At 59.5% G+C, this 26190-nt stretch carries 28 protein-coding genes; 13 read left to right on the top strand and 15 right to left on the bottom strand.

The annotated features are described in order from the left end of the window. Positions 1-2 precede the first annotated feature (2 nt). Entirely contained in the window at positions 3-1055 is a 1053-nt protein-coding gene (gene hisC / locus KGA85_RS23000) for a histidinol-phosphate transaminase (RefSeq protein ID WP_223532688.1), read from the top strand. Positions 1056-1112: 57 nt separating this feature from the next. On the opposite strand, the gene algW is transcribed toward hisC, so the two are convergent. Further along, positions 1113-2273 (bottom strand): Do family serine endopeptidase AlgW, encoded by a 1161-nt coding sequence (algW, locus tag KGA85_RS22995; RefSeq protein WP_223455591.1) that lies wholly within the window; start codon positions 2271-2273, stop codon positions 1113-1115. A gap of 103 nt (positions 2274-2376) precedes the next feature. Between algW and KGA85_RS22990 the strand changes: the two genes are divergently transcribed. The 3 genes from KGA85_RS22990 to cysN all read left to right on the top strand — a co-directional run bounded on the left by KGA85_RS22990 (position 2377) and on the right by cysN (position 6218). Continuing rightward, entirely contained in the window at positions 2377-3135 is a 759-nt protein-coding gene (locus tag KGA85_RS22990; RefSeq protein WP_223543392.1) for a Nif3-like dinuclear metal center hexameric protein, read from the top strand. Positions 3136-3392: 257 nt separating this feature from the next. Continuing rightward, positions 3393-4310 (top strand): sulfate adenylyltransferase subunit CysD, encoded by a 918-nt coding sequence (cysD, locus tag KGA85_RS22985; protein ID WP_008008639.1) that lies wholly within the window; start codon positions 3393-3395, stop codon positions 4308-4310. A gap of 9 nt (positions 4311-4319) precedes the next feature. Continuing rightward, on the top strand, positions 4320-6218 hold the full coding sequence (cysN, locus tag KGA85_RS22980) for a sulfate adenylyltransferase subunit CysN (protein WP_223532684.1): 1899 nt from the start codon (positions 4320-4322) through the stop codon (positions 6216-6218). A gap of 179 nt (positions 6219-6397) precedes the next feature. Here the strand turns inward: cysN and KGA85_RS22975 are convergent, their stop codons facing one another. Genes KGA85_RS22975 through KGA85_RS22965 form a run of 3 tightly spaced genes read right to left on the bottom strand, consistent with a single transcriptional unit; the run spans position 6398 to position 9790 of the window. Continuing rightward, positions 6398-7303, bottom strand: a complete 906-nt coding sequence (locus KGA85_RS22975; protein WP_223543391.1) for an acyltransferase — start codon at positions 7301-7303, stop codon at positions 6398-6400. Continuing rightward, positions 7304-9403, bottom strand: coding sequence for a phosphate acetyltransferase (gene pta / locus KGA85_RS22970; protein ID WP_223455595.1), 2100 nt, complete (start codon positions 9401-9403; stop codon positions 7304-7306). 60 nt (positions 9404-9463) lie between these two features. Next, positions 9464-9790, bottom strand: coding sequence for a DUF3565 domain-containing protein (locus KGA85_RS22965; protein WP_223455596.1), 327 nt, complete (start codon positions 9788-9790; stop codon positions 9464-9466). Between KGA85_RS22965 and KGA85_RS22960 the strand changes: the two genes are divergently transcribed. The 3 genes from KGA85_RS22960 (at position 9759) to KGA85_RS22950 (ending at position 12108) form a co-directional block, all read left to right on the top strand. Beyond that, complete coding sequence (locus tag KGA85_RS22960) at positions 9759-10244, top strand: peptidylprolyl isomerase (RefSeq protein ID WP_007901600.1); 486 nt, start codon at positions 9759-9761, stop codon at positions 10242-10244. The two genes, KGA85_RS22965 and KGA85_RS22960, sit on opposite strands and share 32 nt — an antisense overlap. A gap of 122 nt (positions 10245-10366) precedes the next feature. Continuing rightward, positions 10367-10849 (top strand): glutathione peroxidase, encoded by a 483-nt coding sequence (locus tag KGA85_RS22955; RefSeq protein WP_223455597.1) that lies wholly within the window; start codon positions 10367-10369, stop codon positions 10847-10849. A 155-nt stretch (positions 10850-11004) separates the two neighbouring features. Further along, positions 11005-12108, top strand: coding sequence for an NADH:flavin oxidoreductase (locus tag KGA85_RS22950; protein ID WP_223455598.1), 1104 nt, complete (start codon positions 11005-11007; stop codon positions 12106-12108). Positions 12109-12225: 117 nt separating this feature from the next. On the opposite strand, the gene KGA85_RS22945 is transcribed toward KGA85_RS22950, so the two are convergent. Next, entirely contained in the window at positions 12226-13425 is a 1200-nt protein-coding gene (locus KGA85_RS22945) for a glycosyltransferase family 4 protein (protein WP_223455599.1), read from the bottom strand. Between the two features lie 215 nt (positions 13426-13640). Here KGA85_RS22945 and KGA85_RS22940 point away from each other — a divergent pair, with 215 nt between their 5' ends. After that, positions 13641-14438: a hypothetical protein gene (locus KGA85_RS22940; protein WP_223455600.1), complete on the top strand. Its 798-nt coding sequence runs from the start codon at positions 13641-13643 to the stop codon at positions 14436-14438. Between the two features lie 80 nt (positions 14439-14518). Here KGA85_RS22940 and cysZ read toward each other — a convergent pair whose 3' ends face one another. Beyond that, positions 14519-15274: a sulfate transporter CysZ gene (gene cysZ / locus KGA85_RS22935; protein WP_223455601.1), complete on the bottom strand. Its 756-nt coding sequence runs from the start codon at positions 15272-15274 to the stop codon at positions 14519-14521. A gap of 315 nt (positions 15275-15589) precedes the next feature. On the opposite strand from cysZ, the gene trxB reads away from it, so the two are divergent. Beyond that, complete coding sequence (gene trxB, locus KGA85_RS22930; protein WP_223543390.1) at positions 15590-16546, top strand: thioredoxin-disulfide reductase; 957 nt, start codon at positions 15590-15592, stop codon at positions 16544-16546. 180 nt (positions 16547-16726) lie between these two features. On the opposite strand, the gene KGA85_RS22925 is transcribed toward trxB, so the two are convergent. From KGA85_RS22925 to KGA85_RS22895, 7 genes are all read right to left on the bottom strand, one after another. Then, a complete protein-coding gene (locus KGA85_RS22925) occupies positions 16727-17977 on the bottom strand; it encodes an aspartate aminotransferase family protein (protein WP_223532678.1) in 1251 nt (416 codons plus the stop codon). Between the two features lie 247 nt (positions 17978-18224). Then, a complete protein-coding gene (locus KGA85_RS22920) occupies positions 18225-18563 on the bottom strand; it encodes a HopJ type III effector protein (protein ID WP_223455604.1) in 339 nt (112 codons plus the stop codon). Continuing rightward, positions 18556-18852, bottom strand: a complete 297-nt coding sequence (locus KGA85_RS22915) for a DUF1244 domain-containing protein (protein ID WP_046040093.1) — start codon at positions 18850-18852, stop codon at positions 18556-18558. Before KGA85_RS22915 ends, KGA85_RS22920 begins: the two co-directional genes overlap by 8 nt. A gap of 124 nt (positions 18853-18976) precedes the next feature. Continuing rightward, a complete protein-coding gene (gene folX / locus KGA85_RS22910) occupies positions 18977-19348 on the bottom strand; it encodes a dihydroneopterin triphosphate 2'-epimerase (RefSeq protein WP_007970304.1) in 372 nt (123 codons plus the stop codon). Between the two features lie 2 nt (positions 19349-19350). Continuing rightward, positions 19351-19911 carry a GTP cyclohydrolase I FolE gene (folE, locus tag KGA85_RS22905; protein ID WP_223455605.1) on the bottom strand — a complete coding sequence of 187 codons (561 nt, stop codon included), beginning with the start codon at positions 19909-19911 and terminating at the stop codon, positions 19351-19353. Positions 19912-19930: 19 nt separating this feature from the next. Continuing rightward, positions 19931-20641: a dihydromonapterin reductase gene (gene folM / locus KGA85_RS22900; RefSeq protein ID WP_223455606.1), complete on the bottom strand. Its 711-nt coding sequence runs from the start codon at positions 20639-20641 to the stop codon at positions 19931-19933. Between the two features lie 105 nt (positions 20642-20746). Next, positions 20747-21316: an antibiotic biosynthesis monooxygenase gene (locus KGA85_RS22895; RefSeq protein WP_223455607.1), complete on the bottom strand. Its 570-nt coding sequence runs from the start codon at positions 21314-21316 to the stop codon at positions 20747-20749. Between the two features lie 223 nt (positions 21317-21539). Between KGA85_RS22895 and KGA85_RS22890 the strand changes: the two genes are divergently transcribed. Continuing rightward, complete coding sequence (locus KGA85_RS22890; protein ID WP_223543389.1) at positions 21540-22499, top strand: MerR family transcriptional regulator; 960 nt, start codon at positions 21540-21542, stop codon at positions 22497-22499. Positions 22500-22502: 3 nt separating this feature from the next. Here the strand turns inward: KGA85_RS22890 and KGA85_RS22885 are convergent, their stop codons facing one another. Both KGA85_RS22885 and KGA85_RS22880 read right to left on the bottom strand, forming a co-directional pair. Then, a complete protein-coding gene (locus tag KGA85_RS22885; RefSeq protein WP_150727404.1) occupies positions 22503-23108 on the bottom strand; it encodes a hypothetical protein in 606 nt (201 codons plus the stop codon). Positions 23109-23162: 54 nt separating this feature from the next. Then, positions 23163-23639 (bottom strand): PAS domain S-box protein, encoded by a 477-nt coding sequence (locus KGA85_RS22880; RefSeq protein ID WP_223532675.1) that lies wholly within the window; start codon positions 23637-23639, stop codon positions 23163-23165. Positions 23640-23741: 102 nt separating this feature from the next. Here KGA85_RS22880 and KGA85_RS22875 point away from each other — a divergent pair, with 102 nt between their 5' ends. The 3 genes from KGA85_RS22875 (at position 23742) to KGA85_RS22865 (ending at position 26107) form a co-directional block, all read left to right on the top strand. Further along, positions 23742-24197, top strand: coding sequence for a flavodoxin (locus KGA85_RS22875; protein WP_223455610.1), 456 nt, complete (start codon positions 23742-23744; stop codon positions 24195-24197). A 225-nt stretch (positions 24198-24422) separates the two neighbouring features. Beyond that, positions 24423-25205, top strand: coding sequence for a class II aldolase/adducin family protein (locus tag KGA85_RS22870; protein WP_102701466.1), 783 nt, complete (start codon positions 24423-24425; stop codon positions 25203-25205). Beyond that, positions 25205-26107, top strand: a complete 903-nt coding sequence (locus tag KGA85_RS22865) for an alpha/beta fold hydrolase (RefSeq protein WP_223455611.1) — start codon at positions 25205-25207, stop codon at positions 26105-26107. The genes KGA85_RS22870 and KGA85_RS22865 overlap by 1 nt, the downstream gene beginning before the upstream one ends. The last annotated feature ends 83 nt before the right edge of the window (positions 26108-26190 follow it).

The raw sequence follows: 26190 nt of genomic DNA, 5'->3' as shown, positions 1-26190 counted from the left end.
ATATGAGTAAATTCTGGAGCTCGTTCGTCAAGGATCTGGTGCCTTACGTGCCGGGCGAACAACCCAAGCTGACCAAGCTGGTCAAGCTCAACACCAACGAAAACCCGTACGGCCCATCGCCAAAAGCCCTCGCGGCGATGCAAACCGAACTCAATGACAACCTGCGTCTGTACCCGGACCCGAACAGCGACCTGCTCAAGCAAGCCGTTGCCAGGTACTACGGCGTGCAAGGCAATCAGGTGTTCCTCGGCAACGGTTCCGATGAAGTGCTGGCGCACATCTTCCACGGTTTGTTGCAACACGATCAGCCGCTGCTGTTCCCGGACATCAGCTATAGCTTCTACCCGGTCTACTGCGGGTTGTACGGCATCAAGTTCGACGCGGTGCCGCTGGACGAGCAGTTCCAGATCAACCCGGCGGACTACGCCAGGCCGAACGGCGGGATCATCTTCCCCAACCCGAACGCCCCGACCGGCTGCCTGTTGGCGCTGGAGGCGGTGGAGCAGATTCTCAAGGCCAGCCCGGATTCCGTGGTGGTGGTCGACGAGGCCTACATCGATTTTGGCGGCGAGACGGCAATCTCCCTGGTGGACCGCTATCCGAACCTGCTGGTGACCCAGACCCTGTCCAAGTCCCGTTCCCTGGCCGGTCTGCGGGTGGGTCTGGCGGTCGGCCATCCGGACCTGATCGAGGCGCTGGAGCGGATCAAGAACAGCTTCAACTCCTATCCGCTGGATCGCATGGCGAATGTCGGCGCTGCCGCCGCGTTCGAGGATCGCGAGTATTTCGACAAGACCTGCCGGTTGGTGATCGAGCATCGCGAGAAGGTCGTTGCACAGCTAAAGGAGAAGGGTTTTGAAGTGCTGCCATCGGCGGCGAACTTCATTTTCGCCCGTCACCCCCGGCACGATGCGGCGGGGCTTGCGGCGAAGTTGCGCGAGCAAGGCGTGATCGTCCGGCACTTCAAGCAGGAGCGGATTGCCCAATTCCTGCGGATCTCCATCGGCACGCCTGAGCAGAATCAGGCGCTGATCGACGGCCTCGGCGACCTGTAAACCACCGCTGACCCCTGTAGGAGCAAGCTCGCTCCTACAGGGGCTTGTCTCAGCGGCTTACTCTTCTTCTTTCTCTTTGACCGGTGCCGGCGGCGGACGCAATCCGACTTCCGCCGTCAGCTTGAGCTCCTTGCCGTTGCGCATCACCTGGATCGCGACTTTGTCGGTCGGCTTGATCCGCGCCACCTGATTCATCGAGCGACGGCCATCACCGGCCGGTTCGCCATCGATGGCAAGAATCACATCACCCAGTTGCAGGCCGGCCTTCTGTGCCGGACCATCGCGGAAAATCCCCGCCACGACAATGCCAGGGCGCCCGGACAAGCCGAACGACTCGGCCAGTTCCTGGGTCAGCGGCTGCACTTCGATACCCAGCCAGCCACGAATCACCTGGCCGTGCTCGATGATCGACTTCATTACTTCCATGGCCAGCTTCACCGGGATCGCGAAACCAATACCCTGGGAGCCCCCGGACTTGGAAAAAATAGCAGTGTTGATGCCGGTCAGGTTGCCGATGGCATCCACCAGCGCACCGCCTGAGTTGCCCGGGTTGATCGCCGCATCGGTCTGGATGAAGTCTTCGTAGTTGTTCAGGCCCAGTTGGTTGCGCCCGGTGGCGCTGATGATGCCCATGGTTACGGTCTGGCCGACGCCGAACGGGTTGCCGATGGCCAGCGCGACGTCGCCGATGCGGATGTTGTCGGAGCGCCCCACGGTGATCGACGGCAGGTTTTTCAGGTCGATTTTCAGCACCGCGAGGTCAGTCTCCGGGTCGCTGCCGATCACCCGTGCCAGGGTTTCCCGGCCGTCCTTGAGCGCCACCACGATCTGGTCGGCGCCGCTGGTCACGTGGTTGTTGGTCAGGATGTAGCCTTCCGGGCTCATGATCACGCCGGAACCGAGGCTCGACTCCATGCGTTTCTGCTTGGGCGAGTTATCGCCGAAGAAGCGACGGAACTGCGGATCTTCGAACAACGGATGGTTGGGTTTGTTGATGACTTTGGTGGTGTACAGGTTCACCACCGACGGCGCCGCGGTGGATACCGCTTCGGCATAAGACACCGGGCCCTGCTGCATGCTGGTGGTTTGCGGCGCTTGTTGCAGATTCACGTCGAGGCTCGGGAGCCCGACCCACTGTGGGTAACGCTGGATTATCAAAAGAGCGACAAGCACGCCGGCCAACAGCGGCCAGCCGGAAAAACGCAGCGCCTTGAGCATTAAGCACTTCCTGAGAGAGTTGCAGGCGGTATGAGACCGCTCATAATGACGCGCATTATACGAGGCCGCACGCGCCTCTGAACGGGATATTTAGGAGTCTTTCATGGCCGTCGCCCTGAGCACCCTGGTCGAAGAAGCCGACCGTTACCTCAACAGCGCCAAAATCGCCGATTACTGTCCCAATGGCCTGCAGGTCGAAGGCCGTCCGCAAGTGATGCGCATTGTCAGTGGCGTCACTGCCAGCCAGGCCTTGCTCGATGCGGCAGTGGAGGCCAATGCCGACCTGGTGCTGGTGCATCATGGCTACTTCTGGAAGGGCGAGAACCCGTGCATCACCGGCATGAAGCAGCGCCGCTTGAAGACCCTGCTCAAGCACGATATCAGCCTGTTGTCCTATCATCTGCCGCTGGACCTGCACCCGGACGTCGGCAATAACGTGCAGCTCGCGCGGCAGCTCGACATCACCGTCGAAGGTCCGCTGGACCCGGACAACCTGAAGATTGTCGGCCTGGTCGGCTCGCTGAACGAGCCGATGATGCCCCGGGATTTCGCCCGCCGCGTCCAGGAAGTGATGGGGCGTGAGCCGCTGTTGATCGAAGGCAGCGCCATGGTCCGCCGTGTCGGCTGGTGCACCGGTGGTGGCCAGGGTTACATCGATCAGGCCATTCTGGCCGGCGTCGATCTGTACCTCAGCGGCGAGGCTTCCGAGCAAACTTTCCACAGTGCCCGGGAAAACGACATCAGCTTCATTGCCGCCGGTCATCATGCCACCGAGCGCTACGGCGTTCAGGCGCTGGGGGATTATCTGGCGCGGCGCTTTGCGCTGGAGCACATCTTCATCGATTGCCCGAATCCGATCTGATGCGGTGAACACCGCGATTCAACTGTAGGAGCGAGCCTGCTCGCGAAAGCGATGTATCAGTCGACATCTATGTCAAAGGTAAGTCAGTCATCGCGAGCAGGCTCGCTCCCACAGGGATCCAAGAGCCCAAACAGGCAGGCATATTCATATGCTCTTTCGATCTAGTTGGCGTCCTGATTAGAAGAGGTCGCTGTGCTAGGATTCCCCGCTCGAACACGGCCCGCTGGCCGTCCATAAGATCGTTTTCGTGAGTAGCCATGGTCGACAAACTGACGCATCTGAAACAGCTGGAGGCGGAAAGCATCCACATCATCCGCGAGGTCGCCGCCGAGTTCGATAACCCGGTGATGCTGTACTCCGTCGGTAAAGACTCCGCCGTGATGCTGCACCTTGCGCGCAAGGCATTCTTCCCGGGCAAACTGCCGTTCCCTGTGATGCACGTCGACACCCAGTGGAAGTTCAAGGAAATGTACGCGTTCCGCGACCGCATGGTCGAAGAACTGGGCCTTGACCTGCTGGTGCACGTGAATCCCGAGGGTGTTGCGCAGGGTATCAACCCGCTGACCCATGGCAGTGCCAAGCACACCGACATCATGAAAACCGAAGGCCTCAAGCAGGCCCTCGACAAGTACGGTTTCGATGCCGCTTTCGGTGGTGCCCGTCGCGACGAAGAGAAGTCCCGTGCCAAAGAGCGCGTGTATTCCTTCCGCGACACCAAGCACCGCTGGGACCCGAAAAACCAGCGTCCCGAGTTGTGGAACGTCTACAACGGCAAGGTCAACAAGGGCGAGTCGATCCGCGTTTTCCCGTTGTCGAACTGGACCGAACTGGACATCTGGCAGTACATCTACCTTGAAGGCATCCCGATTGTGCCGCTGTATTTCGCCGCCGAGCGCGACGTCATCGAGATGAATGGCACCTGGATCATGATCGACGACGAACGCCTGCTCAATCACCTGAGCGATGAAGACAAGGCGCGCATCGTCAAGAAGAAGGTCCGTTTCCGTACGCTGGGCGACTACCCGTTGACCGGTGCGGTCGAGTCCGAGGCCACCAGCCTGACCGACATCATTCAGGAAATGCTCCTGACGCGAACTTCCGAACGCCAGGGCCGGGTCATCGATCACGATGGCGCAGGCTCGATGGAAGAAAAGAAACGTCAGGGTTATTTCTAAGGGGCTGTCATGTCGCACGTATCTGATTTGATCAGCGAGGACATCCTCGCCTACCTGGGCCAGCACGAACGCAAGGAAATGCTGCGCTTTCTGACCTGTGGCAACGTCGACGACGGCAAGAGCACCCTGATCGGGCGCCTGCTGCACGACTCCAAGATGATCTACGAAGATCATCTGGAAGCCATCACCCGCGACTCGAAAAAAGTCGGCACCACTGGTGATGACATCGACCTGGCATTGCTGGTCGACGGCCTGCAGGCCGAGCGCGAGCAAGGCATCACCATTGATGTTGCCTACCGGTATTTCTCCACCGCAAAACGCAAATTCATCATCGCCGATACTCCCGGCCATGAGCAGTACACCCGCAACATGGCCACCGGTGCATCCACCTGTGACCTGGCGATCATCCTGGTCGACGCCCGTTACGGCGTGCAAACCCAGACCCGTCGCCACAGCTTCATTGCCTCGTTGCTGGGCATCAAGCACATCGTTGTCGCCATCAACAAGATGGACCTCAACGGCTTCGACGAAAACGTGTTCGAGTCGATCAAGGCCGATTACCTGAAGTTCGCCGAAGGCATCGCGTTCAAGCCGACCACCATGGCGTTCGTACCGATGTCGGCGCTCAAGGGCGACAACGTAGTGAACAAGTCCGAGCGCTCGCCGTGGTACACCGGCCAGTCGCTGATGGAAATCCTCGAAACCGTCGAAATCGCCAGCGACCGCAACTACACCGACCTGCGTTTCCCGGTGCAGTACGTCAACCGTCCGAACCTGAACTTCCGTGGTTTCGCCGGCACCCTGGCCAGTGGCGTCGTGCACAAGGGCGACGAAGTCGTGGTGCTGCCGTCGGGCAAGAGCAGTCGCGTGAAATCCATCGTCACCTTCGAAGGTGAGCTGGAGCATGCAGGTCCGGGTCAAGCGGTGACGCTGACCATGGAAGACGAGATCGATATCTCCCGCGGCGACTTGCTGGTGCATGCCGACAACCAGCCGCAAGTGACTGACGGCTTCGATGCCATGCTGGTGTGGATGGCCGAAGAGCCGATGCTGCCGGGCAAGAAATACGACATCAAGCGCGCTACGACGTACGTGCCGGGTTCGATCACCAGCATTGTCAACCGCGTTGACGTGAACACCCTGGAAGAAGGCCCTGCCAGTGCCTTGCAGCTGAACGAGATCGGTCGGGTCAAGATCAGCCTCGATGCAGCCATCGCGCTGGACGGTTACGCGAGCAACCGCACCACCGGTTCGTTCATCGTCATCGATCGTTTGACCAATGGCACCGTCGCCGCCGGCATGATCATCGCTCAACCAGTGGCGCACGGCAGTAGCACGCATCACGGCAAACTCGCGCACGTCGCCACCGAAGAACGCGCCCAGCGCTTCGGCCAGCAACCGGCCACCGTGTTGTTCAGCGGCTTGTCCGGCGCGGGCAAAAGCACGCTGGCCTACGCGGTTGAACGCAAGCTGTTCGACCTGGGCCGTGCAGTGTTCGTGCTCGATGGCCAGAGCCTGCGTCACGACCTGAACAAAGGTCTGCCACAGGATCGCGCCGGGCGTACCGAGAACTGGCGTCGTGCGGCGCACGTTGCGCGTCAGTTCAACGAAGCTGGTCTGCTGACCCTCGCTGCCTTCGTTGCCCCGAGTGCCGAAGGTCGTGAACAGGCTCGTGAGCTGATCGGAAAAGAGCGTCTGCTGACGGTCTACGTCCAGGCTTCGCCGACGGTTTGCGCGGAGCGTGATCCGCAAGGTTTGTACGCGGCGGCCGGGGATAACATCCCGGGCGAGTCGTTCCCGTACGACGTGCCGCTGGATGCCGACCTGGTGATCGACACCCAGTCCGTGTCGCTGGAAGACGGCGTCAAGCAAGTGCTGGGTCTGCTGCGTGAGCGTGGTGCGATCTAAGCCTTAGCCGTAAATGAAAAACCCGCCGATGAGTGATCATCGGCGGGTTTTTTTGTATTTGGTAATCAGTCAAAACAAACACCAAACCTGTGCGAGCTTGCTCGCGATAGCGGCGGATCAGTCGACATCAATATTGAATGTCAGCCAGCAATCGCGAGCAGGCTCGCTCCCACAGGGGATTAGTGTTTTCCTGGATACTCGCGATGCATCTGCGCAAGCAGAGCATCCTTGTCCTGCCACAACTGATTGATCCAGCCCTGAAACTGCAGGCGGTATTCACCGTCCTGGTCATAGTTCTTGCCAATGAACTGCGGCGGAATCTTCAGCTCTTCAAAGTGCACCACCACGTCCGCAACGTTCCCGCACAGCAAGTCCCAGAAACCCGGGCGCCCGGCAGGGTAGTGGATGGTCACGTTGACCAGGGATTCAAGCTGCTCGCCCATCGCATCCAGCACAAAGGCAATGCCGCCGGCCTTGGGCTTGAGCAGGTACTTGAAGGGTGACTGCTGTTGCTTGTGTTTGCCCTCGGTGAAGCGTGTGCCTTCGACGAAGTTGAAAATGCCCACCGGGTTGTCGCGGAATTTCGCACAGGTCTTGCGGGTGGTTTCCAGGTCCTTGCCTTTCTTTTCCGGGTGCTTCTCCAGATAGGCCTTGGAGTAGCGCTTCATGAACGGAAAGCCCAGCGCCCACCAGGCCAGACCGATCACCGGGACCCAGATCAGCTCCTGCTTGAGAAAGAACTTCAGCGGTTGAATGCGCCGGTTGAGCACGTATTGCAGCACCAGGATGTCGACCCAGCTCTGGTGGTTGCTGGTGATCAGGTACGAGTGCTGATAGTCGAGGCCTTGCAGGCCGCTGATGTGCCAGCGTGTGCGGCGCACCAGGTTCATCCAGCCTTTGTTGAGGCTGATCCAGGCTTCGTGGGTATGGTTCATCAGCCAGCCCGCGAGGCGCTGGGTGAGGGCGAACGGCAATACCTTGACGAGCGCCACGCAGAACAGGAACGAGCAGAGCAAAATCGTGTTCAGCACCAACAGCAGCGAGGCGATCACGCCCCGCAGCGGGGCGGGTAGGAAGTCCAGCATTTACACATCCATAGGTCGGTTGGCGGCTTGGATCGCAGTCAAGGCGATGGTGTAGACAATGTCATCGACCTGCGCGCCGCGCGGCAAATCGTTCACCGGTTTGCGCAAGCCTTGCAGCATTGGCCCGAGGCTGACGCAGTCGGCGCTGCGCTGTACGGCTTTGTGCGTGGTATTGCCGGTGTTGAGGTCGGGGAATACGTACACCGTGGCACGACCGGCCACCTGACTGTTCGGCGCCAGTTGCCGGGCCACGCTTTCGTTGGCGGCGGCGTCGTACTGCAAGGGGCCGTCGATCAGCAGCGAGTGCTGTTGTTCGTGGGCGAGCAGGGTAGCCTCGCGGACCTTCTCGACGTCTTCGCCGCTGTCCGACTCGCCGCTGGAGTAGCTGATCATCGCCACCCGTGGCGTGATGCCGAAGGCGGCGGCCGAATCAGCGCTTTGCAGGGCGATCTCGGCCAGTTCACTGGCGCTCGGGTGCGGGTTCATCACGCAGTCGCCATAGACCAGCACCTCTTCCGGGAACAGCATGAAGAACACCGACGACACCAGGGTGCAGCCCGGCGCGGTTTTAATCAGTTGCAGGGCCGGGCGGATGGTGTTGGCGGTGGTGTTGATCACGCCCGACACGAGGCCGTCGACTTCATCCAGGGCCAGCATCATGGTGCCGATCACCACGGTGTCTTCCAGTTGTTGCTCGGCCATCGGCGCGTTGAGGCTTTTGCTTTTGCGCAACGCGACCATGGGCTCGACGTAGCGCTCGCGGATCAAGTCCGGATCGATGATTTCCAGGCCCGGTGGCAACTCGATGCCCTGGGCGCGGGCGACGGCCTGCACGTCCTCGGGCTTGGCCAGCAACACACAGCGAGCGATGCCACGGGCCTGGCAGATTGCGGCGGCCTGTACGGTTAGCGGCTCGCTGCCTTCGGGCAGCACGATGCGCTTGTTGGCCGCCTGGGCGCGCTGGATCAATTGATAGCGGAAAACCGCTGGCGACAGGCGCATTTCCCGTGGCGTACCGCAGCGCTGGTGCAGCCAGTTGGCATCGAGATGGCCGGCGATGAAATCGGTGATGATTTCGGCGCGCTCGCGGTCGTCGATGGGGATTTCCTTGTTCAGGCCGTTGAGCAGGTTGGCGGTGTCATAGGAGCCGGTACTCACCGACAACACCGGCAATCCGGCCAGCAGGGCGCCTCGGCACAGGTCCATGATGCGCGGATCGGGCAGGGTGTCGCTGGTCAGCAGCAGGCCGGCCAGCGGCACGCCGTTCAAGGCCGCGAGGCTGACGGCGAGGATGATGTCGTCGCGGTCGCCGGGGGTCACCACCAGCACGCCGGGCTTGAGCAACTCCACGGTATTGCGCATGGTGCGGGCGCAAATGATGATTTTGGTCATGCGCCGGGTTTCGTAATCACCGGCGTTGAGCACTTGCGCACCCATCAGGTCGGCGACGTCGCGGGTGCGCGGGGCGTTCAGTTCCGGCTGGAACGGAATGCAGCCGAGCAAGCGGAAATCACCACTGCGCAGCAACGGCGAATGCTCCTTCAGGCGCGTGGCGAAGGCCTCCATGCTTTCCTCGGTCTTGACCTTGTTGAGGATCACGCCGAGGACTTTCGGGTCTTTCGGGCCGCCGAACAATTGCGCCTGCAACTCGACGCGACCGGAGAGCTCGGTCAGCACTTCGTTTTCCGGTGCCGAGACCAGGATCACCTCGGCGTCGAGGCTCTTGGCCAGATGCAGGTTGACCCGCGCGGCATAACTGGCGCTGCGGGTCGGCACCATGCCTTCGACGATCAGCACGTCCTTGCCGATGGCAGCCTGCTGATACAGGGTGATGATTTCTTCGAGCAATTCATCGAGCTGACCGTCGCCGAGCATGCGCTCGACATGGGCCAGGCCCAGCGGCTGAGGCGGTTTCAAGCCGTGGGTACGCGCCACCAGTTCGGTGGAACGCTCCGGGCCCGTGTCGCCCGGATGCGGCTGGGCAATCGGTTTGAAAAAACCGACCTTGAGCCCGGCCCGCTCAAGGGTGCGCACCAGCCCGAGGCTGATGGAGGTCAGACCCACACCAAAATCGGTGGGCGCGATAAAAAAAGTTTGCATGCGGATTCTCTAAAGGTGCATTGCAAAGGTGATGACCTATAACTGGTCGTCTACCGAAATTCAGTCGCCAAGGTTATCGCTAACCGAGCCTTGTGCGCACCAACCACAATCAAAGGGTTGGCCTGTTTTTTCCTGGCGCTGCGCAGGGTCCATGACCCAGACGCGGGATTGCCAGGGCGGCTGGTGCCGCAGGTGCTGGGTGTGGCCGCAGGAAAGCTCGGCCACCCAGTGTCCGTCCTCGTCCTGATGGAAGCCTGTGATCGTCGAATCCCGTCTGTCCGGGTTGTGTTCGCTTTCGGACGATGGCTTCGCTAAACTTGGCCTTTCAATCTTCTTATGCAAAAGGTCTCGCCCCATGCTGATCGCCGCCAATAAGGCTGTCTCCATCGACTATACCCTGACCAACGACGCTGGTGAGGTCATCGACAGCTCCGCCGGCGGCGCGCCGCTGGTCTACCTGCAAGGCGCAGGCAACATCATCCCGGGCCTGGAAAAGGCTCTGGAAGGCAAGGCTGTCGGCGACGAGCTGACCGTAGCCGTTGAACCGGAAGACGCTTACGGCGAATACGCTGCCGAACTGGTCAGCACCCTGAGCCGCAGCATGTTCGAAGGTGTCGACGAGCTGGAAGTGGGCATGCAGTTCCACGCTTCTGCTCCGGACGGCCAGATGCAGATCGTGACCATCCGTGATCTGGACGGCGACGACGTCACCGTTGACGGCAACCACCCGTTGGCTGGTCAGCGCCTGAATTTCCAGGTCAAGATCATCGACATCCGTGACGCCAGCCAGGAAGAAATCGCTCATGGTCACGTCCATGGCGAAGGTGGCCATCACCACTGATTTCTGCGCTAAGCTCAGATAACTGGAGAGGCGCCCTGTGGGCGCCTTTTTAGTCTGCGGCTGTCCCTGACGACACCGCCAAGTGGCTGTTTCGAGAAGAACACGGGAATCTGGAGTACGCCATGAGTGCTTTTCACGACCTTAAATTGACAGCCCTGGATGGACAGGAGCTACCTCTGGCGCCTTTTAAAGGCCAAGTCGTACTGGTGGTCAACGTCGCCTCCAAATGCGGCTTGACCCCGCAGTACGCGGCGCTGGAAAACCTCTACCAGCTATACAAGGGCAAAGGCTTCAGTGTGCTGGGCTTGCCGTGCAACCAGTTTGCCGGGCAGGAACCGGGGACCGAGAAGGAGATCAAGGATTTCTGCAGCCTCAACTATGGCGTGACCTTTCCGTTGTCCAGCAAGCTGGAAGTCAACGGGCATGAACGTCATCAGTTGTACCGCTTGCTGGCGGGCGAGGGCGCGGAATTTCCCGGCGACATCACCTGGAACTTCGAGAAGTTCCTGCTGGGCAAGGACGGCCGTGTACTGGCTCGGTTCTCGCCACGTACGGCGCCGGATGATCCGACCATCGTTCACGCGATTGAAAAAGCGCTGAGCTGAACCACAAAAATCGCAGCCATCGAGCTGCGATTTTTTATGCCTGCCTTTTGACCCTTAATCATTCTGATCAATAGTGCTATCGCGCTGACGGTACTGCGCATATTATCGCCGTCATATTAATTGTGCCTGTCGATAACGTTTTCGTGGAGCGTCCCATGCCCGTCAAAGCCCTGTTCAAACCGTTCCACCTCGGCACCCTCGAACTGCCGACCCGCGTCGTCATGGCGCCGATGACCCGCTCCTTTTCCCCGGGCGGCGTGCCTAACTCCAAAGTGATCGAATACTACCGTCGTCGCGCCGCTGCGGGCGTCGGCCTGATCATTACCGAAGGCACCACCGTCGGTCACAAGGCGTCCAATGGCTATCCGAACGTTCCGCATTTCTATGGTGAAGCAGCCCTGTCCGGCTGGAGGATAGTCGTCGATGCCGTTCACGCCGAAGGCGGCAAGATCGTTCCGCAGCTGTGGCACGTGGGCAGCGTGCGCCGTATCGGCACCGAGCCGGACGCCAGCGTGCCAGGTTATGGCCCGTCGGAAAAAGTGAAGGAAGGTCAGGTCGTGGTGCACGGCATGACCAGACAAGACATCCAGGATGTAATCGCTGCGTTTGCCCAAGCCGCCAAGGATGCCCAGAGCATCGGCATGGACGGCGTGGAAATCCACGGTGCCCACGGTTACCTGATTGACCAGTTCTTCTGGGAAGGCAGCAACCAGCGTACCGACGAATACGGCGGCAGCCTGGCTAACCGTTCGCGCTTCGCCATTGAATTGATTCAGGCCGTGCGTGCCGCGGTCGGTGAAGGTTTCCCGATCATCTTCCGTTTCTCCCAGTGGAAGCAGCAGGACTACACAGCGCGTCTGGTGCAAACCCCGGAAGCCTTGGGCGAGTTCCTCAAGCCGTTGGCGGATGCGGGTGTGGATATTTTCCACTGTTCGACCCGCCGCTTCTGGGAGCCTGAGTTCGACGGTTCCGAGCTGAACCTGGCCGGCTGGACCCGCCAACTCACCGGCAAGCCAACCATCACCGTGGGCAGCGTCGGCCTGGACGGCGAGTTCCTGCAGTTCATGGTCAACACCGACAAGGTCGCGCAACCGGCCAGCCTGGAAAAACTGCTGGAACGCCTGAACAACGATGAGTTCGACCTGGTGGCGGTCGGTCGCGCGTTGCTGGTGGACCCGGACTGGGCACAGAAAGTGCGCGACGGCCGTGAGGAAGACATTCTGCCGTTCAGCCGCGAAGCGTTGATGACGCTGGTTTAAGCGACGACCGGGAAGGCCTCATCGCGAGCAGGCTCGCTCCCACAGGGGATTTGTGTAAGACACAGAACCAATGTGTGCGAGCCTGCTCGCGAAAACTGACTCAAGAGCACTGCAAAATCAGGGAACAATCGGTGCATTCGGCACCACCATCTCCCCGGCACACGCCCCGCGCAACTGTCCCTCGAACTGTTCGATAATCGTCGCCCAACCCTGGCGACTGGCATGCTGGCGCGCATTGAGGCGCACATTGCGCAAGGCTTCCCTTTCCTCCAGCAGCCATGCCGCTGCATCGCAGAACGCCTCTTCATCTCCCGGCATTGCCAGTACGCCGTTGTAGCCATGACGAATATGCTGGGCCGCCGCTGCCTGGTCGTAGGCGACCACGCCAAGCCCCGAAGCGAGTGCTTCAAGCACCACATTGCCGAAGGTTTCGGTCAGGCTCGGAAACAGAAACACGTCCCCCGAGGCGTAGTGACAGGCCAGGGCTTCACCCCGTTGCGTGCCGCAGAAAATCGCCTTGGGCATTTCGTTTTCCAGTTCCTGGCGCTGTGGGCCATCGCCGACCACGATCAGTTTCAGCGTGCGCTGTGGATAACTCGCCTTGAGGGTATTGAAGGTGCGTTTGAGCAGGCCGAGGTTTTTCTCCGGAGCCAGGCGACCGACATGAATGACGGCGATGTCTTCCTCAGTCAGTCCCCATTGCTCGCGCAGCGCATTTAACCGTTTGGCCGGGTGAAACAATTCGCTGTCGACCCCACGGGACAGCAACGCCAGTCGCTCGAACTGACGTCGCTCCAGTTCCAGGCGCTGGCTGACGCTGGGCACCAGGGTCATGGTCGAGCGGTTGTGGAACCAGCGCAGGTAGTGGGTCAGCAGGCGCGTGAGCAAACCAAACCCGTACTGGTTGGAATACTGCTGGAAATTGGTGTGGAAACCGCTGACCACTGAAATCCCCAGTCGCCTTGCCGCGCGCAACGCTGACAAACCTAGCGGACCCTCGGTGGCGATGTAGAGCACATCCGGGCGGTGACGCGTCCAGCGCCGCAGCAGCTTGTGCATCGACGACTGGCCCCATTGCAAACCGGGGTAACCCGGAAGCGGCCAGCCCCGGCACAACAGCAACTCATCATCGCTGCTCAATTGCTGGTCGCAGCCCTGACGCGGCCGGACCAGCTCCACTTGATGCCCGCGCGCGCGCAAACCGTCGCACAAGCGGCCCAGGGTATTGGCCACGCCGTTGATTTCCGGTGGGAAGGTTTCGGTGATCAGGGTGATATGCAGAGCTGTCGTCATGACCCCAGTGTCGGCTGGGGCCATGTCGACGCTATGACGTTCGGATGATGGATTTGTGAAACGGTTGATTCTGAGCGAGTTGGTGCGCTCCAGCGCAACATAAGAAACTCTTAGGGCCAATTCTGGGTGCCTGGAAAATGCCGTCAATAAAATATTGCATTTATAGAAGAGTGGTGATTTTATTGTGCTACCACTGGTTGTATAACCAGTTATGTGCCAATATTTAAGAGAGGATTTGAATGCAGATATTTATGGATCTGGTCACGAACGCGAATTTGCAAGCCTGGATTTGGGGACCTTTGATGGGGGTTCTGTGTGGCGTGCTGTTCGCTGGCATCACCAACCCCCCGACTGTGAATGCCCCGATTACGGTGATCCAGACAAAGCGAACCTACATTACTAATGTCACCACAAAAGGAGGCACTTCGGCGGCTCCCGCTAGGGATGGGATATTGCCGATCTTTTTTGTTCTGGCAATCGGCCTCATGTTTTTGGTCTGGAAATACGCGATCTATGTTGAGCTGATCCATTACTATTTGTGGGTGCTTCTTTCCACATTGCTGGCATTCAGTATCACGACTGCGTTGGTCTCATTGATCAAAGGTCAATTTACCTCGGGCAGTTGGGCGGTTTACATTGCTGCGCCGATTTTCATTCTTGCAGGATGTGGTGGATTGATTGGTTTGGCCAAGTCATCCTTTGATCCGGATCTTACGGCTTTGGCGTCCAACCACACCTTCCGTGAATTTTATATGGACAGTTTGTCGGATTATGGCCGGTCACTAATGATGAGCCAGGTGTTCGGCATGTGCGTGACTTTACTGGTGATGGTGTTTACCGGCGTGGCGCTGCTCCACTATCTGGCACTTATGAACCAGCGTAGTTATGGACCGCTACATGGTTTTTGGTTGTTCCTAACCAGGATCACCATTTTTTTCTCTGGAAAGTCCTGGTTGTTTGTCATGGCGTGCGGGTTGTTGTTGGCCTATCTGTTGATCGAACCGGCATCTATTCCACTTTGGGTGACCCCGAAGTAACTGCTGGCGCAGGACGTTTTGTCGGCATCGCTGTAATCAAAACGAGGCATTGGACCGATGCCTCGTTTCGTCTGTGCCCTTCAGTCGTAGCGCGTCACGAGGTTTTCGACACCACGTTCACGCACCCAGAACAGCGTCGCGCCAGCCACGGCGGCCGGCATCATCAGGATGTTGACCACCGGGATCAGCAGCACCAGGTACACGCTGCCGCCGAAGCTCATGCTCTGCCAGCGCTTCTGCCGCAGCCAGGCGAGCATTTCGTTCCAGCCCAGCTTGTGGTTGTCCGCCGGGTAGTCGATGTACTGGATCGCCATCATCCACACCCCGAACAATAGCCACAGCGGCGCTGCGATGATGTTCACCACCGGGATGAACGAGAGGATGAACAACCCGACTGCCCTGGGCAGGAAGTAGCCGAGCTTGCGCATTTCCCGGGCCAGGGTGCGCGGGATCATGGCGATCAGCTCGCCCCAGCTGAAGGCCGGGAAGTCATCGGTGCCGCGTACCACCACTTCGACTTTCTCCGCGAGGAAGCCGTTGAACGGCGCGGCAATGACGTTGGCGAGCATGGTGAAGGTGAAGAACACCATCAGCACGACGAGGACCACGAACAGCGGCCAGAGGATGTAGCTGAGAAAACTCAGCCAGTCAGGCAGGGACGGCATCAAGGTGTCGACCCAAAGGCTGAACTGATGGCCGGCCAGGTAGATCAATCCGACGAACAGCACCAGGTTTATTGCCAGCGGTAACAGCACAAACAAACGCAGGCTGGGGCTCAGCACCAGCTTGAGGCCTTCGCGCAGGTATTGCGGGCCGGACAGAACAGGGGCAGGCATAAGAGGCTCCGGGCAGAGGGAAAACGCGCCGACCTTACCGGCTTTGCTTCACAGGCGAAAGCGCGACAGCGGTATCGACATTCACTGTAACAAAGACGTCGATATCGTCGGCCAGATGGCATAGAGACCACCTATGAGCTGGATTGTTAAACCGTATTTCCTTAATCTTCGCCCCCTCGATACGCTGCACTCAATCTTTTTACAGGACGGTCGGGTTCAAGCCTTCCCCAAGTGCTTTCAACCGTTCTTTTTTATTCCAGCCGGCAATCCGGCGTTCCGCGCCAGGTGTTCCGGGCCGGTCAACAGGAGCAGGTTATGTCTGAAGTCCGTCATTCGCGAGTGATTATTCTCGGTTCCGGCCCTGCCGGTTACAGCGCCGCGGTCTATGCCGCCCGTGCCAACCTCAAGCCACTGCTGATCACCGGCATGCAGGCCGGCGGTCAACTGACCACCACCACCGAAGTCGACAACTGGCCGGGCGACGTCCACGGCCTGACCGGCCCGGCGCTGATGGAGCGGATGCGCGAGCACGCCGAGCGCTTTGAAACCGAGATCGTGTTCGATCACATCAATGCTGTCGACTTCGCTGCCAAGCCGTACACCCTGATCGGCGACAGCGCGACTTACACCTGCGATGCCCTGATCATCGCCACCGGCGCCAGCGCTCGTTACCTGGGCCTGCCGTCCGAAGAAACGTTCATGGGCAAAGGCGTTTCGGCCTGCGCGACCTGCGACGGTTTCTTCTACCGCAACAAGCCGGTTGCCGTGGTCGGCGGCGGCAACACCGCTGTTGAAGAAGCCCTGTACCTGGCCAACATCGCCAGCAAGGTGACCTTGATCCACCGTCGCGAGACTTTCCGCGCTGAGAAGATCCTGATCGACAAGCTGAATGCCCGTGTTGCCGAAGGCAAGATCGAGCTGAAGCTGAACGCGACCCTGGACGAAGTGCTGGGCGACAACATGGGCGTGACCGGTGCCCGCCTGAAGAACAACGACGGCAGCTTCGACGAAGTGAAAGTCGACGGCGTGTTCATCGCCATCGGCCACACTCCGAACACTTCGTTGTTCGAAGGCCAGTTGACCCTGAAGGACGGCTACCTGGTTGTGCAGGGCGGCCGTGACGGCAACGCCACTGCGACCAACCTCGAAGGTATTTTCGCCGCCGGTGACGTGGCTGACCACGTGTACCGTCAGGCCATCACCTCCGCTGGCGCCGGTTGCATGGCGGCACTGGATGCCGAGCGTTACCTCGACAATCTGCAGAACGCTTGATTCTGCTTTCGTTGAAATGAAAAAACCGGCTTTGGCCGGTTTTTTTGTGCCCGCGATTTACAACCCGATTACATTCCAGTGTGGGAGCGGGCTTGCTTGCGAAGTCGGTGTGTCAGTCAATAATGATATCGGCTGACACTCCCTCTTCGCGAGCAAGCCCGCTCCCACAAGGTATTGTGTTCAGGTCAGTTTTGCCAGGCACGCCTCAAGAATATCCAGCCCTTCCTCCAGCACCGCAGCCTCAATGGTCAACGGCGCCAGCAGACGGATGATATGACGAGATTTGCCACTGGGCATCAGCAGCAGACCCGCATCCCGCGCCAGGACCAGCAGTTGGGTCAATTGAGCCGGTGCGGGCGAGCCATCGGCGTTGATCAGCTCGATACCACGCATGGCACCGACACCGGTCAGGCGTCCCAGGTACGGCGTCAGGTTGTTCGCACGCCAGGTTGCATGGCGGCCGACAATCGCTTCTTCCTGTTGGGTGCCCCAGGCATGCAGGTTGGTATCGGTCATTTCGTCCAGGGTTGCCAGTGCCGCTGCGCAGGCGATGGGATTGCCGGAGTAAGTGCCACCGAGTCCGCCCTTGGGCAAGTTGTCGAGCAGCGACTTGCGCCCGACCACCGCACCCAGCGGCACGCCGCCGGCGATGCTTTTACCGAGCAGGATCAGGTCCGGCTCGATGCCCAGTCGCGAGAACGCGAAGCGCTGGCCAGTACGGCCGAAACCGGACTGGATTTCATCGGCGATCAGCACAATGCCCTTGTCGTCGCAGAACTTGCGCAGCGCTTGGGCGAACTCGACCTCCATGGCCAGAAAGCCCGCTTCGCCCTGCACCGGTTCGACGATAAAACAGGCGACGTCTTCAACATCAATCTCGACGCTGAACAGGCGCTCCATGGCTTTGAGGGCCTCGGTACAGGTGACGCCGTTGTCCTGGCTGGGGAAGGGCAGGTGAAACACCGGCCCCGGTAGCACGCCGACTTTTTGTTTGTAGGGTGCGACTTTGCCATTGAGGTTGAGGGTGGCCAGCGTGCGGCCGTGGAAGGCGCCGTCGAAGGCGATGACCGCGCTGCGTCCGGTGGCCCCGCGGACAATCTTCAGGGCGTTTTCCGCCGCTTCCGCGCCGCTGTTGGTGAGCATGCCGCTGACCGGGTAACCCACCGGCATGAACGCGCTGAGGCGATCCATCAGTTCGAGGTAAGGCACATGGGGTGCAGCGTTGAACGCGTAGTGGGTCAGTCGGGTGGCCTGTTCGCGAATGGCCTCGACGATGCGCGGATGGCAATGGCCGAGGTTCAGCACGCCGATGCCGCCGACAAAGTCGATGTAGCGTTTGCCATCGGTGTCCCAGACCTCGGCGTTTTTGCCGTGGCTGAGCGTGACAGGGTGAACGATGTTGATCGACTGGCTGATAGTTTCGCTGCGCATGAATGACCGGCTCGGAAGAAGGAGGACCTCTTTTTATCTAAGCCGTGAGCGGTGGTACGGGGCAAACGAAATAAAGTTGCCGGGTCAATCTTAAAAGTCTGGATGTATTTCTGATCAGTTCCGCGCCGTGAACGCAGAACCTGTAGGAGCGAGCCTGCTCGCGATGGTGGTGAACGATTACGCGTAAACCAGAGGCCCAGCAGTGCTCTTGAGTTTTTCGCGAGCAGGCTCGCTCCTACAATTTAAATCAGCGGCGGGTCAGCGGCTGTTGGGTGAAATTCACACCAGCCAGTCCATGGGCAATCAGCGCCCGAATGTTGCCGTGGTCGCTGCCTTCAGGCGTGGCAACAACCGAGCGGTAATGCTCGCCGAAAGCCAGCAGGGCTTCTTCATCGCTCAAGCCTTCGAGCAGCGCCAGACCCAGGGTCTTGCACGAGCCTTCGTTCTGCCCGGCCGCGTTTTCCACGCCACCATTGTTGAAAGCCTGAGGCTGGTAGTCGTAACCGGCGGCAATAAACGCCAGAGTGTTGGCGAAGGCGTGTTCACCGCTCTTGAGGCTGGCGCGCAGGGTGTTCAAATCACTCATTGGGTTTTCCTTTGGCGAACGCCGCTTGCTGGTCGGCGCTGGCTTCTTGCTGATATTGGGCTTTCCATTCGGCGTACGGCATGCCGTAAACCACTTCGCGGGCTTCGTCGAGGCTAACCTCGATCTGGCGGTCGTCGGCCGCCGCCTTGTACCACTTGGACAGGCAGTTGCGGCAAAAACCCGAGAGGTTCATCAGGTCGATGTTCTGCACATCCTTGCGGCTGTCCAGGTGGGCCACCAGCCGGCGAAAGGCGGCGGCTTCGAGTTCCAGGCGTTGTTGATCGGTCATAGGTCTCTCTGAGACAGCTTCAAGCTGCAAGCCTCAAGCTGCAAGATGGATGTTCGGTGACCTGTAGCTTACCGCTTGAAGCTTGAAGCTTGAAGCTTGAAGCTTGAAGCTTGAAGCTTGAAGCTTAGCGGCTTGCCGCGAGTGTAATCGACACCGACTCGGCGAATCGCAGCGCGTGGGGCTTGTCGACCTCGACCTCGGCGTACAGCACCGATGCGTTGGCCATCACCAGGTCGAGAATTTCCTGGGTCAGGCGTTCGAGCAGCGCAAAGCGGTTGCCTTCCACATGGGCGATGATTGCCTTGGTAATGGTCCGGTAGTTCAACGCGTGATCGATGTCGTTGTCGCGTACCGCTTCCTGGGCTGCGTACAGAATGGTGAGGTTGATCAGCACATCCTGCTTGTTGAGGATTTCATCCTCGTTGATGCCGATGAAGGTACGCAGGCACAGGTCTTTGACCCGGATGCGTGCCATGCCTGGCTGAAGTTGTGGCATTGCTACTTGCTCCGTCCAATCAATTGCAGGAACTCCTGGCGGGTATTGCTCGACTCGCGGAAGGCGCCGAGCATCACCGAGGTGTTCATGGTCGAATTCTGTTTCTCGACGCCGCGCATCATCATGCACATGTGCTGCGCCTCGATGACCACTGCGACGCCTGCCGCGCCGGTCACTTGCTGCACCGCGTCGGCGATTTGCCGGGTGAGGTTTTCCTGGATCTGCAGGCGCCGGGCGAACATGTCCACCAGCCGAGCGATTTTCGACAGGCCCAGCACCTTGCCGGTTGGAATATAAGCCACATGCGCCTTGCCGATGAAGGGCAGCATGTGGTGTTCGCAAAGCGAGTACAGCTCGATGTTGTCGACGATGACCATTTCATCGTTGTCGGAGGCGAACAGCGCGCCATTGACGATCTCTTCGACACTTTGCTCGTAACCATGGCAAAGGTACTGCATGGCTTTGGCTGCACGCGTCGGCGTATCGAGCAAACCCTCGCGGTCGGGGTTTTCACCGAGACCGATGAGGATCTCTCGATAATTCTGGGGCAGGGATAACGTCATGGAAAATCCTCGCGGGACACTATTTGATGTGCCTTCCGCCGTTGACGGTCAGGGTGGTGCCGGTGACATAAGGGTTGTCGAGCAGATAGCGCAGGCTCTGGTAGACCACTTCGCTGCCGGGCTCGATACCCAGTGCGGATTTGGCCAGCACCTTGGCGCGGTAGGCCGCGTCGTCTTCAGGGTTGAACAGTAGCAGGGCTGGCGCGATCCCGTTGACCTTGATGGCCGGCGCGTACCTGGCGGCGAAGGACAGGGTCAGGCTGTCGAGTCCGGCTTTGCTGGCGCAATAGCCGATGTGCTTGCTGCTGCCCTTGCGGGTCACATCATCGCTGATGTGCACGATGTCGGCGGGGCTTGAGCGTTGCAACAGGTCGGCGCAATGCAGGTTGATCAGGTAGGGCGCCAGCATGTGCACGCTGAACATACGGGTGAATGCTGCTGCGTCGGTGTCCGGCGTTTCGGCCAGCCATTCGGAGGCGTTGTGGACAATCGCCCGTAAACAGTCGGTGTGGGTTTTCAGTTCGCTGATGAAGGCGAGGATCCCGGTCTCGCTGGCGAAGTCCGCGAACACCGCGGTGGCCCCCAGATCGCGCAGGGCTTGTACGCCGGGACGCTCGCTGCGGTAGCTGAAAATCACCCGATGGCCATCTTCCAGCAATCGCCGGGCGCAGTGCAGGCCGACACGCTGGCCGGCGCCGGTGATGAGGATAGGGGCTGCGGAAGTAGTCATGTACGGCTCGCGTCGCGGTGAGAACAAAACTATACCAGCGACGGGAGCGCTCTACCTATTGCGGGGGAAACAACTGTGGGAGCGAGCTTGCTCCCACAGGAGAGATCAATGATTCTGAGTGGAGGGTTCGGTACGCAATGGGCGTGTCGGCGTGCTGTTGAGCCAGCCGGCCAGCAGACGGGTCGACAACGGAATGAACAGGTAAACCATCAGCGGCGTCAGGCACAGGGTGCTGATGAATACCCGCGGCAGCAGGCTCATGTCACTCAACAGCGGCCCCAGCACAAAGTTGAACAGCAGCGAAACCGGAAAGAACGCCAGCCAGATCGCCACAGCCTGTTTCCAGCGCGGCGGGCGTTGACCGATGGCACCGAACCAGCCTTCGATACCGCTGACCCGATGTTCTGTCGGGTGGGCAAACAGGTCGCTGCCGCGTCCGAGCCAGGCGCTGCGCGAAGCGGAATGCTCCCAGGCGTGCAGGGTCTGCTCGTCGGCGAAGCGGAAGATTATCTGGAATTCGTCATCGCCGGGCGGCGGAGCAAGCACGCCGGAGCCGAGGTAGCCGGGAAAGTCGGTGGCCAGTTGTTCGCCTTCGCGCAACCAGGCGATCAGGTCCTGGTAACGTCCATTGGCAACGCGGCGCGCAACCATCAGCGTGACGGGAGGGGTAGACATTGTGTATCTCCGTAAGGCATTTGCGTCGCTCCGGATAGGAGCTTCGCCAGGCACAGCGCCGGGGTGGTGGGCTGCGACTCGAAACAAGCAAGGATTATTCCTGATTCCGCCCGTGGCGTCTGTGACGTTTATCCGTTCATTCGCGGTATCGATTTTTTACGGAAACTTTACGGGGCAGGGGCGTTAGAATAAGGCTCGGACGATACAGGGATGTTTCAACAGGATGCCCAGTCTTACAGACGTCGCTTCAGGCTCTACGCAGGCCGTCGCTCTCGAACAGGAAGAACTCTTTCCCATTCGCGAGGTGGCGCGACTGACAGGTGTCAACCCGGTCACGCTTCGAGCCTGGGAACGACGATACGGCCTGATTGTTCCAACACGCACCGATAGCGGGCATCGACTGTATTCGATGTCCGATATTGAGCGTGTCCGTAGCATTCTCGGCTGGATCGAGCGTGGTGTTGTGGTCAGCAGGATCGGCAAGATCCTGGCCAGGACCGAGCCGCTCCAGGCACTGTCCCACATCATCCCCAGCAACCTCGTGGAAGCCGATTACGCGCAATGGCAGCAACAGGTTCTTGCTGCGGTCAGTAGTTTTGACGACATTCGGCTGCAGCAGGTCTACGGGCAAATCTTTTCCAGTTACTCCCTGCTGGTGGTGTTCCAGGACATTCTGATCCCCGTCTGGAAGCAGTTGTTGCAACGCCAGGACCAGTTCGGTGGAACCAGCGAGTGGCTGTTCCTGGATGGTTTTCTGCGTTCCCGGGTGGTGCAGCGTCTGTTGTTGCTGCGCGACAAACAGCCGCCTCGTGTGGTCATCTGTGCCCTGGTTGGCCAATGCCGGGAGCTGGAGCTGCTGGTTGCCGCCCTGTTCCTGAGTTCCGGGCCAGTGGCCGTTCGCGTGCTGAACATGGGCCAGCCGTTCGAGGAGCTGGCGCTGACGTGTGAAAGGATCAAGCCCCTGGCGTTGGTGCTGTTTTCCAATCATGCGCCGACTGCCGAGTTGCCACAGCGCTTGAATCGCCTGGCCATGAGTCTGGAGTGTCGATTGTTGTTGGCCGGTGATGCTTGCGACCTGGCACAGGAGAGCCTGGCCGGGTCATCGATCGGTTGCCTGGGCAATGCAGGGGAGATCATGAGCCAGCGTCTGAAGCAGTTCCTGGCGGGTAATCTGGATACTTGAAGTTCAGAGATGCAGCGCGGGATGCGTCAAACGATGCTGTTGCAGGATGAACTGACGCAGACGCTCGGTTTCATCCGTATCGTTCTGGCTCAGCTGATAGGCAAAGAAACCCTGTTCGTTTTCTTTCTCGAAAGTGCCACGCAAGGCAATCCGCTCATAGCCTGACGGGCTGAACCATAAGGCGAAATGCTTCGGTGGCTTGGTCTTGTTGCGAACCTCCAGCAGAACCCCTTTGCACGACACTTCGTGTACCCACAGGGTGCCGGGTTGACCCTTGGCGTTTTCCAGCGCTACCGGTTCGTCCAGTACCAGGCGCCAAGGCCGGGCCATCGGCCCGTCTTCATAGATGCTCGGCACACCGAGGCGCAAATGCAGTGCATGAAACTCGTCTTCCACCAGGTGCAGGGGGAAGGTCATTTGCTGGTTTTCGAAACTGGCTTGAATGGTGACCTGCTCATGGGCCGCCAGGCGGGTGAGCAGGTCACGGATTTGCGACCCACCGTTGACGAGCAGGCTCGACGTCGCGTCCCGCACATTGAGTTGCGGGTTGTGTTGCATGGCTTGGATGAAATCCAGCTCATCCTGGGTCAGGAGCGCGTCGCGTTGCATGGCCAGCTCGAAAGATAGAGTTACAAAGTCATTGGTGATTGTAGTTACTGACCATTAATTCTGAATTTTGTTTTTGCCGTTCGTCGCCTTGAGCGCGGCAAGCTCGGCCTGGAGTTCAGCCAACTGCCCCTCCAGCTGGGCCACGCGCTGTTGCGCCTTGACCTGCACGGTGACGTCTTTCTGCACACCGACAAAGTAGGTTTGCCCGTCCGCTGGATTTTTCACCGTGGAAAGGGACAGCTCGTTCCAGAACGGTGTGCCGTCCTTGCGGTAGTTGCGCAGTATTTCCCGGCAGGATCCTTCACCGTTCAAGGCGTCGCGAATCAGCGGCAGGGCTTCCTGGTCGCGGTCCCCCGACTGCAGGAAACGACAATCCTGATAGAGGATTTCTTCGCTGGAGTACCCCGTCAGGCGTTCGAACGCGGGGTTGACGTAGATGAGGATTTTGTCCTGATCGCCTTCCTTTTCGGCAATCACGATACCGTCGTTGGAGGCGTTGATCACCATTTGCAGCAGCTGTGCATTAATCATCGGAGTATCCTTTCCTGATTGATTGTCGATTGCATTCTAAAAGAACAATCACGACCGTGCTGTTAATATCCGGGTCTTTTACTCGGATTCAGGATCAGATTGATGAAAGTCGCCATCATTTCCGGCTCGGTGTACGGCACGGCCGAAGAAGTTGCCCGCCACGCCGCCAGCCTGTTGCAAGCCGCCGGTTTCGAAACCTGGCACAACCCGCGTGCGACCCTCGCCGATGTCCAGGCGTTTGGCCCCGAAGCCTTTCTGGCGGTGACGTCGACCACCGGCATGGGTGAGCTACCGGATAACCTGCAACCGCTGTATTCGACCATTCGTGACCAATTGCCAGCGGCCTGGCGCGGTTTGCCAGGTGCGGTAATCGGATTGGGCGATGCGAGTTATGGCGATACTTTTTGTGGCGGCGGCGAGCAGATGCGCGAATTGTTCGGTGAACTGGGCATTCGCGAAATACTGCCAATGCTGCGCCTGGATGCCAGTGAAACGGTGACCCCCGAAACGGACGCCGAGCCTTGGCTGGCGGACCTGATCAACGCACTGCGCGCCTGACCGTTGCCATGGCACCCATGCCAGTCAGGGTTCTGACAGTGCGGTAAAAGCTGCCTGTCAGACCCTCGCGGGCGCCGGTCATTTGACATGGATCCAGGGCAGCACGGCGGCTGACTCGCTCGGCCATCAAGCTGGCTGCCAATGCAACTACACGAACCTCAAGGGCTGACTAGACTCGGTAAACATAGGAAACACTCCATCATAAAAACACCGAGGTTCCTTGCCGTGACTGTCGCTCCCGTCCAATCGCCACACAGTGTCAAAGACCAGGTCAGTGCTGCCGAGTGGCAAACTCGCGTCGACCTGGCGGCCTGTTATCGCCTGGTCGCCCAGCATGGCTGGGATGACCTGATCTTCACCCATATTTCCGCCAAGGTGCCCGGTACCGAAGATTTCCTGATCAACCCGTTCGGGTTGATGTTTCACGAAATGACCGCATCGAGCCTGGTCAAGGTGGATCAGGCCGGCAACAAGCTGATGGACAGTCCTTACGAGATCAATCCGGCGGGTTACACCATCCACAGCGCCGTGCATGAAGTTCGTCACGATGTCGTCTGCGTGCTCCACACCCACACGGCTTCGGGGGTTGCGGTGTCGGCACAGAAGCAGGGTGTTTTGCCGATCAGCCAACAGTCGTTGTTCGTGCTTTCCAGCCTGGCCTACCACGCCTATGAAGGCGTGGCGCTCAACCATGAAGAGAAAGTGCGGCTGCAGGCCGACCTCGGTGAAAACAATTTCCTGATGTTGCATAACCACGGTCTGCTGACCTGCGGCAGCACCATCGCCGATACGTTCCTGATGATGTTCACCTTTCAGCGTGCCTGCGACATTCAGGTCATGGCGCAAAACGGTGCCGCTGAACTGATCGCCATCGAACCGCAGATTCTGGCTGGCGCCAAAGCCATGATCGCGGGTGTCACCAGAAGTGCTCAAGGAATGGGCGGAGCGCTGGCCTGGCCGGCGCTGCTGCGTAAACTCGATAAACTGGACCCGGGTTATAAACTCTAATGGAACTCGCCGAGATCCCTCTGTGTGTCTGGCGCAAGCGCAGCCAGACGTTCATTTTTCGTGACCAGAGCATCCGTTACTGGACAGCAGGGCAGGGTGAGCCACTGCTGCTCATTCACGGCTTTCCGTCCGCCAGTTGGGACTGGCATTACCTGTGGCAGCCATTGACCCAGCGTTTTCGCGTGATCGCTTGCGACATGCTGGGCTTCGGCGATTCGGCCAAACCGGCGAATCACGAATACAGCCTGCTGGAGCAAGCGGATCTGCAACAGGCACTGCTTGAACACCTGAATGTCGAACAGCCTGTGCACCTGTTCGCCCACGATTACGGCGACAGCGTGGCCCAGGAACTGCTGGCCCGGCATTACGAGTCGCGGGTGGAGCTGGCGAGTTGTGTGTTTCTCAACGGCGGGTTGTTTCCGGAAACCCACCGCCCGGTACTTATGCAAAAACTCTTGCTCAGTCCTTTGGGCTGGATGATTGGCCGCGCCTTCAGCCGTGATGGCCTGGTGAGAAGCTTTCGGCAGATTTTCGGTCCGCAAACCCGTCCCAGTGAAAGCCAGATGGATGATTTCTGGAGCCTGGTCGAAAGTCATAGCGGGCCACGGATCATGCACAAATTGATCGCCTACATCCCGGAGCGACGCGTCTGGCGCAACCGCTGGGTGAGCGCGATGCAACGCGGTGAAGTGCCGCTGCGAGTGATCGATGGCGGGGTCGATCCGATCTCCGGCGCGCACATGGTCGAGCGTTACCGGGAGCTGATCCCGGAGGCGGACACGGTGGTGTTGCCTGACATTGGCCACTACCCACAGATCGAGGCGCCCTGCGAGGTGCTCAAGCACTACCTGGCGTTTCGCGATCAATTGCTCTTGCCGCCGCGCAAGGTGGCCTGCTCCTGATTCGCAGCGTTGAATCTGTTCTGCTTCTGTGGGATTACGTCATCCTGTCCGACGCGATCATCATCCCCCAGCCTTATCGCCCA

Source organism: Pseudomonas sp. GL-B-12 (genome assembly GCF_019955895.1).
GTDB lineage: Bacteria > Pseudomonadota > Gammaproteobacteria > Pseudomonadales > Pseudomonadaceae > Aquipseudomonas.
The sequence above is the reverse complement of the archived record's forward strand: the minus strand, read 5'-3'. Positions and strand labels throughout refer to the sequence as shown.

What these genes read in the sequence shown, in the direction of transcription:
- KGA85_RS22960 (WP_007901600.1), top strand. Translation starts at nt 9,759, where the DNA reads ATGCTGATCGCCGCCAATAAGGCTGTCTCCATCGACTATACCCTGACC.
- KGA85_RS22895 (WP_223455607.1), bottom strand. Translation starts at nt 21,316, where the DNA reads ATGTCTACCCCTCCCGTCACGCTGATGGTTGCGCGCCGCGTTGCCAAT.
- hisC (WP_223532688.1), top strand. Translation starts at nt 3, where the DNA reads ATGAGTAAATTCTGGAGCTCGTTCGTCAAGGATCTGGTGCCTTACGTG.
- trxB (WP_223543390.1), top strand. Translation starts at nt 15,590, where the DNA reads ATGTCTGAAGTCCGTCATTCGCGAGTGATTATTCTCGGTTCCGGCCCT.
- algW (WP_223455591.1), bottom strand. Translation starts at nt 2,273, where the DNA reads ATGCTCAAGGCGCTGCGTTTTTCCGGCTGGCCGCTGTTGGCCGGCGTG.
- pta (WP_223455595.1), bottom strand. Translation starts at nt 9,403, where the DNA reads ATGCAAACTTTTTTTATCGCGCCCACCGATTTTGGTGTGGGTCTGACC.
- KGA85_RS22885 (WP_150727404.1), bottom strand. Translation starts at nt 23,108, where the DNA reads ATGCAACGCGACGCGCTCCTGACCCAGGATGAGCTGGATTTCATCCAA.
- KGA85_RS22920 (WP_223455604.1), bottom strand. Translation starts at nt 18,563, where the DNA reads ATGAGTGATTTGAACACCCTGCGCGCCAGCCTCAAGAGCGGTGAACAC.
- KGA85_RS22865 (WP_223455611.1), top strand. Translation starts at nt 25,205, where the DNA reads ATGGAACTCGCCGAGATCCCTCTGTGTGTCTGGCGCAAGCGCAGCCAG.
- KGA85_RS22940 (WP_223455600.1), top strand. Translation starts at nt 13,641, where the DNA reads ATGCAGATATTTATGGATCTGGTCACGAACGCGAATTTGCAAGCCTGG.
- KGA85_RS22950 (WP_223455598.1), top strand. Translation starts at nt 11,005, where the DNA reads ATGCCCGTCAAAGCCCTGTTCAAACCGTTCCACCTCGGCACCCTCGAA.
- folM (WP_223455606.1), bottom strand. Translation starts at nt 20,641, where the DNA reads ATGACTACTTCCGCAGCCCCTATCCTCATCACCGGCGCCGGCCAGCGT.
- KGA85_RS22890 (WP_223543389.1), top strand. Translation starts at nt 21,540, where the DNA reads ATGCCCAGTCTTACAGACGTCGCTTCAGGCTCTACGCAGGCCGTCGCT.
- KGA85_RS22965 (WP_223455596.1), bottom strand. Translation starts at nt 9,790, where the DNA reads ATGGAGACAGCCTTATTGGCGGCGATCAGCATGGGGCGAGACCTTTTG.
- cysZ (WP_223455601.1), bottom strand. Translation starts at nt 15,274, where the DNA reads ATGCCTGCCCCTGTTCTGTCCGGCCCGCAATACCTGCGCGAAGGCCTC.
- KGA85_RS22955 (WP_223455597.1), top strand. Translation starts at nt 10,367, where the DNA reads ATGAGTGCTTTTCACGACCTTAAATTGACAGCCCTGGATGGACAGGAG.
- cysD (WP_008008639.1), top strand. Translation starts at nt 3,393, where the DNA reads ATGGTCGACAAACTGACGCATCTGAAACAGCTGGAGGCGGAAAGCATC.
- folE (WP_223455605.1), bottom strand. Translation starts at nt 19,911, where the DNA reads ATGACGTTATCCCTGCCCCAGAATTATCGAGAGATCCTCATCGGTCTC.
- KGA85_RS22880 (WP_223532675.1), bottom strand. Translation starts at nt 23,639, where the DNA reads ATGATTAATGCACAGCTGCTGCAAATGGTGATCAACGCCTCCAACGAC.
- KGA85_RS22875 (WP_223455610.1), top strand. Translation starts at nt 23,742, where the DNA reads ATGAAAGTCGCCATCATTTCCGGCTCGGTGTACGGCACGGCCGAAGAA.
- folX (WP_007970304.1), bottom strand. Translation starts at nt 19,348, where the DNA reads ATGCCACAACTTCAGCCAGGCATGGCACGCATCCGGGTCAAAGACCTG.
- KGA85_RS22990 (WP_223543392.1), top strand. Translation starts at nt 2,377, where the DNA reads ATGGCCGTCGCCCTGAGCACCCTGGTCGAAGAAGCCGACCGTTACCTC.
- KGA85_RS22925 (WP_223532678.1), bottom strand. Translation starts at nt 17,977, where the DNA reads ATGCGCAGCGAAACTATCAGCCAGTCGATCAACATCGTTCACCCTGTC.
- cysN (WP_223532684.1), top strand. Translation starts at nt 4,320, where the DNA reads ATGTCGCACGTATCTGATTTGATCAGCGAGGACATCCTCGCCTACCTG.
- KGA85_RS22945 (WP_223455599.1), bottom strand. Translation starts at nt 13,425, where the DNA reads ATGGCCCCAGCCGACACTGGGGTCATGACGACAGCTCTGCATATCACC.
- KGA85_RS22915 (WP_046040093.1), bottom strand. Translation starts at nt 18,852, where the DNA reads ATGACCGATCAACAACGCCTGGAACTCGAAGCCGCCGCCTTTCGCCGG.
- KGA85_RS22975 (WP_223543391.1), bottom strand. Translation starts at nt 7,303, where the DNA reads ATGCTGGACTTCCTACCCGCCCCGCTGCGGGGCGTGATCGCCTCGCTG.